This window comes from Microbacterium sp. AB, from assembly GCF_032878875.1.
Classification (GTDB): Bacteria; Actinomycetota; Actinomycetes; order Actinomycetales; family Microbacteriaceae; genus Microbacterium; species Microbacterium betulae.
This window is the reverse complement of the sequence record NZ_CP118157.1, coordinates 320331-334048: the sequence shown is the minus strand read 5'-3', so window position 1 is coordinate 334048 and position 13718 is coordinate 320331. Positions and strand designations below refer to the sequence as shown.

Below are 13718 nucleotides of genomic sequence, written 5' to 3'. Positions count from 1 at the left end.
TAGCCATGTATGCCGTCTTCGGCATCCGCCTTGTGGATGACCGTCAATGCGAGTAAAAGGACGCGCCTGCGCGATCAGCCGAAAAGCGCGCTCCGGCGCACCCGGTCGGCCTCGGCGATCGCGTCCGGGACGACCTGGGCGAGGCCCGTCCCGGCCAGCCACGCTCCGACCGCCCCGAGGGCCGGGACCGCCCGGATCGCCTCGCGCGCCTGCGCCGTGGCCTCCGCGAGCCCCGCGGTCGCCGCCGGCTGCGCCTGGGCGAACCGCTCCCGGCGCGCTCCGACGAGCTCGGTCCCGGCCAGAGGCACCCCGAGGAGAGCGGACGCCTCCGAGAGCGCGAGCGCCACGGCGTCGTCGTCGGAGAGACCTGCTGTGGCGGGCGGCTCGCTCTGCGTGCCGAACGAGATGCGCACGACGTGGCGGTGGGGCCCGGCGAGGTCGGCGACCCACTGCCATTTCGCGGTCGCATGGGTGAGCGCCTTCGCGGTGTGCGACCCGGGCACGGTGAGCACGCCCGTGCCGCGGGGCCGCGCGTCGAGGGTCTCCGTGTCGAGGACGAGCGTGACGAGCTCGACCACGGGACCCGGCCGGTCGGGCTCCGCGGCGAGCCCCGCGACATGCGGGGAGACGAGCCGCCGCGCCTCGGCCTCCTCGACGGCGACGATCAGGAGGTCGGCCTCGAGCGTCGAGGGCGTCTCGTCCGGCGCGTCGCCGACGGCGGGCGACGCCCCCTCGTCGCCCGCCGTCGGCGCGACGTGCACGACCCATCCTTCGTCGGCCTCCTCGATGCGCTCGACGCGAGAGGACGTCCGGACCTCTCCGCCGAGGACGTCCAGGCGCCCCACGAGGGCTTCGACGAGCCGGCCCATCCCCCCTCTGATCCCCAGGGCGGCCCCGCCCGGGGCCGTTCCCCGCGCGCCCGCGAGCTCGGCGACCGCGCCGGTGAGCGATCCCGTGCGCGTGAGGGCGGCGTTGAGCCCCGGCGCCGCGATGTCGGGGTCGATGTCGTCGGGCAGCGCCGAGTACACGCCCGTCGTCACGGGCGCGACGAGTCGGTCGAGCACCTTGGGCCCGAGGCGTCCGCGCACGAGGCGTCCGAGGCTGTGCTCGTGGCCGATCGTCAGCACGGGCTTCACGCGGTCCAGGTACGCACGCCAGGCTCCGCCCCATCCGATGATCCTGCGCACGTCCTCGGCGAAGGGGCTGGCGGGGATGCCGAGGACTCCGCCGGCGGGAAGCGGGGCGGCGCCGATGCCGGGGACGCCCGCGACCCAGGCTCCGCCGGCGCCGGTGCCGGGGGCGACGACGTCGTCGGCGAGGCCGATCTCCTCGACGAGCGCGCGCACGTGACCCCCGCGCGTCGCGAAGCTCTCCGCTCCCAGGTCGAGCCGGAGCCCGGCGACCTCGTCGGAGCGGACGACGCCGCCCGCGCGCTCCGCCGCCTCGAGGACCGTCACCCGCATGCCGACCTTGGCGCATTCGAACGCCGCGACCAGCCCGCCGACACCGGCTCCGACGACGACGACGTGCTGGTCGTTCGCGAGGGCGTACAGGTCTTCGAGCTGTCCGGTCACGCTCTTCATCCTCTCAACGGCCCGCCGCGCTCAGGCGGCGTGGACGAGCTCGACGATGCGGGTGAGCGCATCCGGGTCGGTCTCGGGCGGCACGCCGTGGCCCAGGTTGACGATGTGCGCCCGCGCGGCGCGCCCCCGGCGCAGGACGTCGCGCACGTGCGCCGCGAGGACCTCCCACGGCGCGGACAGGAGCGCCGGATCGATGTTCCCCTGCAGGGTGGTGCCGGCACCGACGATGCGCGCCGCCTCGTCGAGGGGCACGCGCCAGTCGACGCCCACGGCCGCGGCGACGCCGCCCAGGCGCATGTCGTCGAGGACGGGCCCCGTGCCCACGCCGAAGTGGATGACGGGCACGTCGACGCCCGCGACGGCCGCGGCCGAGTGCGGGGCGACGAACGCGCGGAAGTCCGCCGGGGCGAGCGACCCGGCCCACGAGTCGAAGAGCTGCACGGCCGCGGCGCCGGCCTCGATCTGCGCGGAGAGGAAGGCGCGGGACACCAGCGCGAGCCATCCCGCCAGCGCATGCCACGCGTCGGGGTCGGAGTGCATCATGGCGCGGGCGCGCAGATGCTCCTTCGACGGGCCTCCCTCGACGAGGTACGCCGCGAGCGTGAAGGGCGCTCCGGCGAAGCCGATGAGCGGCGTCCCGGAGCCGTCGAGCTCGGAGACCACGGCGCGCACCGCCTCGCGGACGGGCTCGGCGGCCGCCGCGACGTCGGCGGGATCGACGGACGTGACCCGGTCGACGTCGGCGCGCGAGCGCACCGGGTCGGCGAAGACCGGTCCGCGGCCGGGCTGGATCTCGACGTCGATGCCGGCGAGCCGCAGCGGCACGACGATGTCGCTGAAGAAGATCCCGGCGTCGACGCCGTGACGGCGCACCGGCTGGAGCGTGATCTCGGCGGCGAGATCCGGGGTGAGGCACGCGTCGAGCATCCGGGTTCCGACGCGCAGCTCGCGGTACTCGGGGAGCGACCGTCCCGCCTGCCGCATGAACCAGACGGGAGTCGTCTCCGGGCGCTCGCCGCGCAGGGCGCGCAGCAGCGGTGCATCGGGGGAAGGCATGGCCCCATCCTCGCATCCGCCGCTCCACGACGGCGGAGACGGCCGGTAAGGCGACCCTTCCTTATCCTGAACGATTCATAACTGCCTTTTCCGCGAGGTAGAATGGCCGACGTGCTGTTCTGCCTCTCCGCGAGTCACAAGACCGCGCCCTTCGACCTCCTCGAGCGGCTGAGCACGCACACGACCGCGATCGCGCCGCTCATCGCGGGACATCGCGACGAGGTCTCCGGCGCCGTGGTGCTGTCGACGTGCAACCGCTTCGAGGCGTACATCGACCTCGACCTGCCGTCGGGCGAGGCGCGCGAGGCGGCGCTGGACGCCGCGCAGCAGGCCATCCGGGCCGCGACGGGGGTGTCGGCCGACGACCTCGACGGCGCCTACGAGGTGAGCGCCGGCGGCAAGGTCGCGGAGCATCTGTTCTCCGTGGCGTCCGGGCTCGAGTCGGTCGTCATCGGCGAGGGCGAGATCGGCGGGCAGGTGCGGCGCGCGCTCGAGGAGGCCCGCGACCACGGGACGGCGTCGAGCGAGCTCGAGCGCCTGTTCCAGCGGGCGACGGAGACGCAGAAGGGCGTGAAGAACGCCACCGCGCTCGGTCGGGCCGGGCGGTCGCTCGTGCGTCTCGCGCTCGATCTCGCCGCCAGCCGCATCGCCGACTGGACGACGCAGCGGGCGCTGCTCGTCGGCACCGGCTCGTACGCCGCCGCGACCATCGCGGCGCTGCGCGACCACGGGGTCGTGGACATCGTCGCGCACTCGCCCTCCGGGCGCGGCGCGCGCTTCGCCGCCAAGCACGGTCTGCGCAGCGTCGACCACGACGGCTTCGCGGCCGCGGCGGCTCAGGCCGACCTCGTCATCACGTGCACGTCGCGCGAGGAGCCCGTCATCGACGCGGCCATGCTGCGCGACGCCGGCTTCGACGGCGCCACGATGATCATCGACCTGGGCATGCCGCGCAACGTCGCCCCCGACGTCGCGACGCTCGCGGGCGTGACCCTCCTCGATCTCGAGACCATCCGCCTCCACGCGCCTCTCGAGGAGCTGCAGGCGACGGATGCGGCCCGTGCGATCGTCCAGGACGCCGCGGCGAGGTTCCACCTCGCCGGGCGACAGCAGAGCGCGCAGCCCGCGATCGTCGCGCTGCGCAAGCACGTCTTCGAGCTCACCCAGGCCGAGGTCGATCGCGCGCGCAGGCGCGGCGAGGGCGAGCAGGTCGAGCACGCGCTGCGCCACCTCGTCGGCGTGCTGCTCCACGATCCCACGGCGCGCGCGGCGCGGCTCGCGGCCGAGGGGCGCTCCGACGAGGTCTTCGACGCGCTCGAGACCCTCTTCGGCATCGACGCGCGCCCGGCCGCCGCCGCGCAGGACGCCGCCGTGTGCCCCTTCACGGGCGAGGCGAGGGCCTCCTGAGCCCGACCCTCTCGACGGGCCGACGCACGGCTCGGTGAGACGCCGGGGCGCCCCTGTCCGCCGGAGGCCGGCGGACCCGAGCTGATCGACGCGGCCGTCGAGAGACGACCGGCCCGTCCGGGGCTCCCCGCAGGCGGGCGCGCCCCCGTGTTTCCGCGTGTAAAAAGTCTGTTGCTGATTGTTGACAATCTGCATATCGGAACTAATGTCACACCAGACGCAGCGAGGGCACCTCGTCGCGGAGGGCGACCAGCAGCACGGGAGGCACCATGAGAAGTCTCGAAGTGACCGGACTCACGATCTCCATCGGCCGGACGACGATCGTCGACGGGATCTCGTTCTCCGTGTCCCGGGGCCAGCGGGTCTGCCTGCTCGGCCAGTCGGGCTCCGGGAAGTCGCTCACCGCGGGAGCCGTGCTCGGGCACCTGCCCTCGAACGCCGTGACGAAGGGCAGCATCAGGATCGACGGCGTCGAGGTGCGGGGCGTGCCCGCGCCCCGGCGCGCGGAGGACGCCCGTGTCGGCATGGTCTTCCAGGACTCCGCCGTCGCGCTCAACCCGCTCGTGCGCATCGGAGATCAGCTGGCCGAGCCGCTGCGCCGCCACCGGGGCCTCTCCCGACGCGACGCCGTGGCCGCCGCGGTCGAGCTCGCCGGGTCGGTCGGGCTGCCCGACCCCGGGCTTCTCGTGCGCCGCCACCCGGCCGAGCTCTCCGGCGGTCAGCGGCAGCGCGTGTGCATCGCCCTGGCCCTCGCGTGCGACACGGGGCTCATCGTCGCCGACGAGCCGACGACCGCCCTCGACGTCGTCACGCAGGCCAAGGTCCTCGACGTGCTGAAGAGGTACACCGCCGGGCCGAGCGCCCCCGCGCTCCTCTTCATCACCCACGACCTCGCGGTCGCATCGGAGCTCTGCGACGACGCCGTCGTGCTGAAGGACGGCCGGATCGTCGAGCACGGCCGGATCGACGCGCTCTTCACGGCGCCGAGGGAGCCCTACACGCGCGACCTCGTCCGGGCCGCGCGCGCCGCCACCGTGCAGCCCCACATCGAGCGACTCGCCGCGCTCGCCGACCGGGCCGCTCCCGCGACGGCCGACCGCACCGCTCGTGAGGGCTTCTTCGACATCGCCGACGTGAGCCGCGCGTACCGCACGCGCCGCACGGGCCCGTTCTCACGCCGCGAGCGGACGCCCGCGCTGCACCCGACGAGCCTGGCGATCGCGGCGGGGGAGCGCGTCGGCATCGTCGGCGCCTCCGGCTCCGGCAAGTCGACGCTGCTGCGGCTCGTGCTCGCGCTCGAGGACGCCGACACGGGCACCGTGCGCTGCGAGGACGCGGAGGTGTTCCCCACGAGCGTGAGCCGGCTCAAGTGGTATCGCCGCAAGGTGCAGTACATCCCGCAGGACCCCGCGAGCGCGCTCGACCCGCTCATGACCGTGCACGATCTGGTCGCCGAGCCGCTGCGCCGCCTCGACGTGCCGTGCGACTGCGACAGCCGAGTGCGCGACGCCCTCGACTCCGTCGGCCTCGACGAGCGGTTCCTCGACCGCCGTGCGAGCGAGCTTTCCGGCGGCCAGGCCCAGCGCGTGGCCATCGCCCGCGCCATCGCGACGAACCCCGACTTCCTCGTCGCGGACGAGCCCGTCAGCGGCCTCGACCTGCCGATGCGCGAGCAGATCGTCGCCCTGCTCGCCGAGATCTCCGAGCGACGCGGGACCGGGATCATCGTCGTGTCCCACGACCTGTCCATGGTCGCGAGCATGTGCACCCGCACGATCGTGATGCACGGCGGACAGATCGTCGAGGACAGGCCGACGGCCGAGATCCTGGCCGGGCCGCGCCACGAGCGCACCCGCGAGCTGCTCGCCGCCGTCCCCGCCCTCCCCACGGTCCCGGAGGCCGGAGCGCCTCTCCCGGCAGCCGTCTGACGCCCCGCCCCTCCCCCACCCCGAAGGGTCTCCCTGATGAATCGCACGAACACGCGCCGCACGAGCACGCTGGGCGCCGTCGCCCTCACGGCGGCTCTCGTCCTCACCGGCTGCTTCAGCGGAGGCGGGGGAGGCGCCGGCCCCTCCCCCGAGGAGGGCGACGGCCGCATCGCCCTCGCGATGCTGCAGCCGCCGAGATCGGGCCTCACCCCGCTCAGCGACGATGCGTTCAAGCTCACCCGCTGGTCGACCGTCGAGTCGCTCGTCTCCCTCGACGACGCGGGCGACGCGCAGCCCGCCCTGGCGACGGACTGGACGCAGTCGGACGACACGACCTGGGATCTCACGATCCGCGAAGGCGTCCTCTTCCACGACGGGACGACCCTCGACGCGGCCGCCGTGGTGAACGCGCTGCAGAACGCGCTCCACGCATCGCCCCGCCCCCGCGTGCTCGACGGATACGAGCTCACCGCGGAGGCGGTCGACGACATGACGGTGCGCATCGTCACGGGGACCCCCGACCCGATCCTCCCGCAGCGGCTGTCGAGCCCGCAGCTCGTGATCCTCGCCGCATCGGCCTACGGCGACGACGGCACCGTCGACCCCACGGGCACGGGCACGGGCCCGTTCGAGCTCACCGAGATCGGCGGGACGTCGACGGCGACCCTCGAGCGCTTCGACGACTACTGGGGCGGCCCCGCGGAGGCGGCCGGCATCGACGTGACCTACGTCAACGACGGCGCGGCCCGAGGCGCGGCGCTGCGCACCGGCGCCGCCGACATCGTCGAGGCCATCCCCGTCTCGCAGCTCGCGCTGCTCGACCAGGCGCTCCTGCACGAGGTCCCCATGCCCCGCACGAACGCCGTCTACTTCAACAACGGGGAGGGCGTGTTCGCCGACCAGGCGATGCGCGCCGCCGCCCGCGCGGCGCTGGACCCCGAGTCGATCGTCGAGAACGTCTACGAGGGCCACGCCGACATCACGGGAGGGCTCTTCGGCCCCGCCCTCCCGTGGGCCGAGGACGTCCGCGGCGACATCGCGTCGTCCGTCGCCCCCGCCGACCCCGCCGGCGCCACCATCACGCTCGCCACGTACTCCGACCGCGCCGAGCTGCCGGAGGTCGCCGTGCTCGTCGAGCAGCAGCTCGAGGCCGCCGGCTTCGAGGTGCGTCAGGACGTGCGCGAGTACGCCAACTTCGAGCCGGACGCGCTCGAGGGCGACTTCGACGCGATCATCTTCTCCCGCGCGGTGCTGCTCGAGACGGGCGACCCCGTCGCCTACCTCACGAGCGACTACTCGTGCGCGGGCACGTTCAACTTCGCGCAGCTCTGCGACCCCGAGATCGACCGGCTCATCGCCGCCGCCTCGGCGGCGGAGCCCGGCGAGGAGCGGCAGAAGGCGATCGCCGCGGTCGAGGAGGCGATCCTCCAGGCGGACGCGCTCGCCCCCCTGCTGCACGAGCGCGTCGTCCAGGGCGAGGGCGAGGGCGTCGCCGGCGCCCTGCGCGATCCGCGCGAGCGCCGTCTCATCACCGAGGACACGACGGCTCCGTGAGCCGCCTGCCGACAGAGCCGGAAAGGACTGCCGATGGTCGTCTCGACACAGGCCGTGCCGATGCTGCAGCGCGCACGTCGCGGACGCACGGGGGACCGCTCGCCGCGCACGTGGCTGCCCGCGGCGTCCCGAGCGGCGTCGATCCTCGTCGTCGTGTTCATGCTGGGCGTGCTGCCGTGGCTGTCCGACCGAGATCCCGCGCTGTCGATCTTCCGCGCCCGCTTCGCCGAGCGCGACATCACGCCGGAGGCGCTGGACGCCGTCCGGCAGGAGCTCGGGCTCGGCGCCGGACCCTTCGGCGTGTTCTTCGCCTGGCTGGGCAACGCCCTGCGCGGCGACTGGGGCGTGTCCTGGGTCAGCCGTGAGCCCGTCCTCCCCGTCATGCTGTCGGCGCTCGGGGTCTCGCTCACGCTCATGCTGTTCTCGCTCGCCGTCGCGTTCGTCGTCGCATCCGGGCTCAGCGCGGCGACCTTCCGCCGCGGCCTCGACGGCCGCGGCGACCGCACGGGCGGGGGCATCGCAGCGGCCTTCACGGCGATGCCCGAGTTCCTGCTCGCCTCGCTGCTGCTGGTCGTCTTCGCGGTGTGGCTGCGGTGGTTCCCTCCGTACGGCTGGGCGGACACGGCGAACGCCGTGCTGCCGGCGCTCGCCATGGGCCTGCCCGCCGGTGGGTTCGTCGGCCGGCTGTTCTCGGACGCCCTGGCGCGGACGTTCGGCGAGCGATGGGTGGCCACGTGGACGGTGGCGGGCTTTCCGAGGCGGCGGATCGTCGGCGCGGCCATCCGCCGGACCCTGCCCGGCATCGCCCCGCAGATCGGGCTCGTGCTCGTGGGGCTCACTGCGGGCGCCGTCGCCGTGGAGCAGGTCTACGCGATCCCCGGCATCGGCCGTGCGACCCTCGGCGCGGCCGAATCGCAGGATCTGCCCGTGCTGCAGGCGGGCGTCATCCTGCTCATGCTGCTGGCCGTGGCGCTGGGCGTCGGGGCAGGCATCGTGCGGCGCGTGCTCCTGGGGCCCGCCCTGCGCACCGGCTCGCTCCCGACGTCGGTGCCGCAGGCCCCCAGCCCGCGGAGCGCCTGGATCCTGCCGGCGACGACGCTCGCGATCCTCGTCGCCCTCATCCTCGTGGGCCTGCCGCGCGACCCCTACTCGCTCGACTTCCCGCGTCTGGCTCCTCCCACGTGGGAGCTGCCGCTCGGCGCGGACGCGAGCGGCAGGGACGTGCTGGCCCGCATCTCGCACGGCGCGCTGACGACGATCGGCGTGGCCGCGATCGCCGCCGTGGCGTGCCTCGTGCTGGGTCTGCTCATCGGCATGTTCCCGAACCTCGCGGCCGGGCCCATCGAGATCACCAACGCCGCGCCCCCGGTGATCGCCGGCCTCCTCGTCTCCGCGGTCCTCGGGCCGTCGGCCTTCGGCGCGGCCCTCGCGGTCACCGCGGTCAGCTGGGCGCCGCTCGCCGCGCACACCGCCGCGCTCGTCGCCGAGGTCAAAGCACAGCCGTACGTGCGGATCGCGCCCGTGCTCGGCGTCGGCACGACGCGGACGATGCTCCGCTACGTGCTGCCGAGCGTGATCGGCCCCGTGCTCCGCCACGCCGCCCTGCGCCTGCCGGGCATCGCGCTGGCTCTCGCCGCCCTGGGGTTCCTCGGCCTGGGGCCCCAGCCCCCGCAGCCCGACTGGGGGCTCATCCTCGCCGAGGGCATGCCCTACGTGGAGCGTTCGCCGCTGGTCGTGCTGGTCCCCGCCGGCGCGCTGGCGCTGCTGTCGGTCTTCGCGGTGTCGCTGTCGAGCCTGACCGTCGACTTCCGCAGCGGACGCGGGCGTCGAGGCGGCCGGCGTGACCGCTTATAGTCGGATTGTTGACAATACGACGACATTCTCCCTACGCTCGACTGACGACGAGAAAGGCTCCCCCGTGACACCCACGTTCCGCCCCCGGTACATCTCCTTCGACTGCTACGGCACCCTCATCTCCTTCCGGATCCGCGAAGCGACCGTCCCGCTGATCTCGGACCGCCTGGATGCGGCCGGCGTCGAGGCCTTCATGGACCGCTTCCGCATCTACCGTCTGGACCAGGTCCTCGAGTACGCGCCGTACGACGAGATCATCGAGGCGGCGTACCGCCGCACGTGCGCCCGATTCGGCCTCGAGGTGCGCGACGGCGACATCGCTGCCCTCACCTCGGCCGTGCTCACGTGGGGCGCGCACGAGGACGTCGTCTCGCCGCTCCGGAAGATCGCCGAGCACTTCCCGCTCGTCATCCTCTCGAACGCCGACGACCGCCACCTCGCCGCGAGCGTCCCGCGCCTCGGGGCTCCCTTCCACGCCGTCCTCACGGCGGAGCAGGCGCAGGCGTACAAGCCGCGGTACCAGGCGTTCGAGTACATGTTCGACACGCTCGACGCGACGCCGGAGGACTTCCTCCACATCTCGTCGCACCAGCGCTACGACCACATGCCGGCGTTCGATCTGGGCATCCGCGACAAGGTGCTCCTCGACCGCGGCTACGACCCCGACCTCCCCCACTACGGCGCCGTGCGGATGGACACGCTCGACGAGGTCGCCAAGGCTCTGGGGATCTGATCATGAGCGACTCCGGCACCCGCGTCGGCACCGACGTGAAGATGACGTCCTACTGGCTCGACACGGCCGTCCCCAGCGGCGACTACCGCACGACGACCATCCCGAAGGAGGTCGACGTCGCCGTCGTCGGCGCGGGCTTCACGGGGCTCTCGACCGCGCTGCACGCGGCCCGCGCCGGCAGGTCCGTCGCGGTCCTCGAGGCGAACACCGTCGTCTGGGGCGCATCCGGGCGCAACGGCGGGATGGCGACGACGGGCCTCGCGATCGGGTTCCGCCAGGCGCTCAGACGCTACGGGGAGCAGCGCGCCATCGGGTACTTCACGGAGTACAACAGGGCGATCGACCTCATCGAGGACATCGTGCGCGAGAACGGCCTGGACGTCGACTACGCCCGTTCGGGCAAGATGAACCTCGCCTGGAAGGAGTCGCACTTCGAGGGGCTCACGCAGACCGCCGACGCCCTTCGCCGCCTCGTCGGGCAGCCCGTGCGGATCGTCGACCGGGAGAGCATCCGCAGCGAGATCGGTTCCGACGTCTACCACGGCGCCATGGTCGACCCGCTCGGCGCGGGCGTGCACGTCGCGAAGTTCGGACACGAGCTCGCGCGCCTCGCCGTCGAGGCCGGCGCCACCGTCCACGAGAACGCGGAGGTCGTCGACGTCACGCGCATCGGCGACGGCACCACGCACGTCCTGCAGACCTCGCGGGGCACGATCCGCGCCGGCAAGGTCGTCATCGGCACGAGCGGATACACCGGGCGCCCGTTCGGCTGGGTGCAGCGTCGCATCGTCCCGGTCGGCAGCTTCATCGTGGTGACGGAGCCACTGCCGCAGGCGGTCGCCGACGAGCTGCTGCCGAACCGCCGGATGGCGTCGGACACGAAGAACTTCATCTACTACTTCCGCATCACGCCCGACAACCGCCTGCTGTTCGGCGGCCGCGCCCGCTTCGCGCAGTCAGACCCGTCTTCCGACCGCAAGAGCGGGGAGATCCTCATCCGCGCGATGCACCACGTCTTCCCGCAGATGCGGGAGGCCCGGATCGACTACATGTGGGGCGGGCTCGTCGACATCTCGATGGACCAGATGGTGCACGCGGGCGAGCACAGGGGGCTCTTCTACTCGACGAGCTACTCCGGGCACGGCGTGCAGATGGCCACCTACATGGGCAAGGTCATGGCCGACGTCGTGTCGGGCCGGCCCGAGGCCAACGTCTGGCGGGATCTGAGGAACCCGTGGATCCCCGGCCACTACGGCGCACCGTGGATGCTTCCCCTCGGCGGCGCCTGGTACGGGCTGCAGGACAAGCTGAGCTGAGAGAGGGACCGTGGAGATGAGCGCGAGCACCCGCGACGTCGCCCCGCCCGCGCTGGACGCGGCCGGGACCGGGGGCATCCCGGGCGGCGGCTATCTGGACGGCCGCTGGCTGACCGATGATCTCGCCCTGGAGGTCGTCGACCCCGAGGACGGCTCGGTCGTGGGCCGGGTCCGCCTGGCCGGGCCGGCCGACGTCGACGCCGCCGTCGGCGGCGTCTCACGCAGCCTGCGCGAGGACGCGTGGGAGCTGTGGGAGCGCCGCGAGACGCTCGAGCGCGCCGCGGCGCTCGTCCGCGAGGAGCACGAGCGCCTGGCCGCGATCCTGTCGGCGGAGAGCAGCAAGACGATCACGGAGGCGCTGCGCGAGGTCGCGCGCACGGCGGAGACGCTGCGGCTGTCGGCCGCGGCCGCTCCCCTGCTGGAGGGCGAGACCCTGCCGTTCGCCGACACCGCGCGCGGGGCGGGCCGGATCGGCTGGAACCGCCGGGAGCCGCTCGGCGTCGTCGCGGCGATCACGCCGTTCAACGACCCGATGAACCTCGTCGCGCACAAGGTCGGCCCCGCCCTCATCGCCGGCAACGCCGTCGTCCTCAAGCCCGCGCAGAAGACGCCGCTGTCGGCGCTCGCGCTGCTCGACCTCCTGCTGCGCGCCGGGATGCCCCCGCGCAGGATGGCCGCGCTGGTGTCGGATCGCGAGGCCGGCACGGCGCTCGTGCGCGATCGTCGCGTGGACGCCGTGTCGTTCACGGGAGGCCCCGCGACCGGCGACCTCATCGCCGCGACGGCCGGGGCGCGCAAGACCCTCATGGAGCTCGGCGGCAACAACGCCGTCATCGTGTGCGAGGACGGCGACGTCTCCGCCGCCGCGGCGGGCATCGTCGACGGCGCGTTCGGCGTCGCGGGGCAGAACTGCCTCTCGGTGCAGCGCGTCCTGGCGCACGCGGCGGTCTACGACGAGCTCGTCGCGCTCGTGTCCGAAGGCGCCCGCGGGCTCGTCGTGGGGACCAAGCGCTCGCCCTCCACCGACGTGGGCCCGCTCATCTCACGGCGCGAGGCCGATCGCGTCCAGAGCTGGATCCGCGAGGCCGAGGCCCAGGGCGCGCGCATCGTCGCGGGGGGCGGCCTCCACGGGGCGTTCCACGAGCCGACGGTGCTCGTCGACGTGCCGGCGGGCGCACGCGTGCTCGAGGAGGAGGTCTTCGGCCCCGTCGTCTCGATCCTGCCGTTCACGGAGCTGGACGACGCGATCGCCCGCGCCGACGCGACCGACTACGGGCTGCAGGCGGGCGTGTTCACCGCGTCGGTCACCGTCGCGATGCACGCCGCCGCCAGGCTGCGCGTCGGCACCGTGCTCGTCAACGAGACGAGCGACTTCCGCATCGACGCCATGCCGTTCGGCGGGTCCAGGCGGTCCGGCGTCGGCCGCGAGGGGGTCGCGAGCGCCGTGCTCGAGCTGAGCGCCCCGAAGAACGTCATCCTGAACCGGCTCTGACGGGCGCCGCACGCTCCTCCGGCCTGCCGTGCCGCAGATCGCCGTCGTCGTCGTGGTCGTGCAGCTGGTGGTTGTCGAGCGACAGATGCCGGTGCAGGGCGAGGTGCACGGCCGTCATGTCGCCGTCCCGCAGCAGGCTCGCGATCTCGCGGTGGTCCGCGTCGACCCGGTCGGGATCGGGGTAGGTCTCGTCGGCGTGCGACATGCAGATGAGCGCCTCGGTCGCCAGCGTCGAGTACGCGCGCACGAGACGCGTGTTGCCCGCCTCCTCGACGAGCGTGGTGTGGAACTCGAGATCGATCCGCCCGAGACCGCGCCAGTCTCGCGCGTCCGCATACGGCGTCATCCGGTCGATGATCGGGGTGAGGCGCTCGACCGTCCGGCGCCGCGCGTCGAGGGCGCGCCTGGTGATGACCTCCGCGGCCGCGCACTCGATGACCTCGCGGGCCTCGTAGACCTCCGCGACGTCGCGGGCCGTGAGATCGCGGACGAACACGCCGCGGTTCGGCCGGCTCAGCAGCAGGCCCTCCTGCACGAGGCGATGGAGCCCCTCGCGCACGGGTCCTCGCGAGACGTTCAGCTGGGCGGCGACCTGCGCCTCGTTGATCTGGTCTCCGGGCCCGAACGAGCCGTCGATGATGCGCTCGCGCAGCTGGTCGGCGATGATCACCGCGGTCGGCCGGCTGTTGATCGCCGACAGCGTCTCCACTCCGCTCATGCGTCCCCCTCCATCGAGTGCGTGAGGGGGATCCTATCAGGATTGTCTATTGTCGACAATTCTGATTCCGCGGGCGT

Annotated in this window: 10 protein-coding genes; 7 read left to right on the top strand and 3 right to left on the bottom strand. The window is 73.4% G+C overall.

The genetic code is table 11. From position 1 onward, the window contains the following. Positions 1 to 74: 74 nt before the first annotated feature. Both N8K70_RS01545 and hemE read right to left on the bottom strand, forming a co-directional pair. Positions 75 to 1583 (bottom strand): protoporphyrinogen/coproporphyrinogen oxidase, encoded by a 1509-nt coding sequence (locus tag N8K70_RS01545; protein ID WP_317139857.1) that lies wholly within the window; start codon positions 1581 to 1583, stop codon positions 75 to 77. A 21-nt stretch (positions 1584 to 1604) separates the two neighbouring features. Continuing rightward, positions 1605 to 2639, bottom strand: coding sequence for a uroporphyrinogen decarboxylase (gene hemE, locus N8K70_RS01540; protein ID WP_317139856.1), 1035 nt, complete (start codon positions 2637 to 2639; stop codon positions 1605 to 1607). A 111-nt stretch (positions 2640 to 2750) separates the two neighbouring features. Between hemE and N8K70_RS01535 the strand changes: the two genes are divergently transcribed. The 7 genes from N8K70_RS01535 (at position 2751) to N8K70_RS01505 (ending at position 12923) form a co-directional block, all read left to right on the top strand. Then, entirely contained in the window at positions 2751 to 4046 is a 1296-nt protein-coding gene (locus N8K70_RS01535; protein ID WP_317139855.1) for a glutamyl-tRNA reductase, read from the top strand. A gap of 284 nt (positions 4047 to 4330) precedes the next feature. Beyond that, positions 4331 to 5974 carry an ABC transporter ATP-binding protein gene (locus N8K70_RS01530; RefSeq protein ID WP_317139854.1) on the top strand — a complete coding sequence of 548 codons (1644 nt, stop codon included), beginning with the start codon at positions 4331 to 4333 and terminating at the stop codon, positions 5972 to 5974. A 36-nt stretch (positions 5975 to 6010) separates the two neighbouring features. After that, the gene (locus tag N8K70_RS01525) at positions 6011 to 7528 is read left to right on the top strand and encodes an ABC transporter substrate-binding protein (protein ID WP_317139853.1); all 1518 of its coding nucleotides are present in this window, start codon (positions 6011 to 6013) and stop codon (positions 7526 to 7528) included. A 33-nt stretch (positions 7529 to 7561) separates the two neighbouring features. Continuing rightward, positions 7562 to 9382 carry an ABC transporter permease subunit gene (locus N8K70_RS01520; RefSeq protein ID WP_317139852.1) on the top strand — a complete coding sequence of 607 codons (1821 nt, stop codon included), beginning with the start codon at positions 7562 to 7564 and terminating at the stop codon, positions 9380 to 9382. Positions 9383 to 9446: 64 nt separating this feature from the next. Continuing rightward, on the top strand, positions 9447 to 10115 hold the full coding sequence (locus N8K70_RS01515; protein WP_317139851.1) for a haloacid dehalogenase type II: 669 nt from the start codon (positions 9447 to 9449) through the stop codon (positions 10113 to 10115). 2 nt (positions 10116 to 10117) lie between these two features. Then, complete coding sequence (locus tag N8K70_RS01510; RefSeq protein ID WP_317139850.1) at positions 10118 to 11431, top strand: NAD(P)/FAD-dependent oxidoreductase; 1314 nt, start codon at positions 10118 to 10120, stop codon at positions 11429 to 11431. A gap of 16 nt (positions 11432 to 11447) precedes the next feature. Continuing rightward, a complete protein-coding gene (locus tag N8K70_RS01505; RefSeq protein ID WP_317139849.1) occupies positions 11448 to 12923 on the top strand; it encodes an aldehyde dehydrogenase family protein in 1476 nt (491 codons plus the stop codon). Here N8K70_RS01505 and N8K70_RS01500 read toward each other — a convergent pair. Next, positions 12904 to 13641, bottom strand: coding sequence for a GntR family transcriptional regulator (locus N8K70_RS01500; protein ID WP_317139848.1), 738 nt, complete (start codon positions 13639 to 13641; stop codon positions 12904 to 12906). The genes N8K70_RS01505 and N8K70_RS01500 overlap by 20 nt on opposite strands. Positions 13642 to 13718 lie beyond the last annotated feature (77 nt).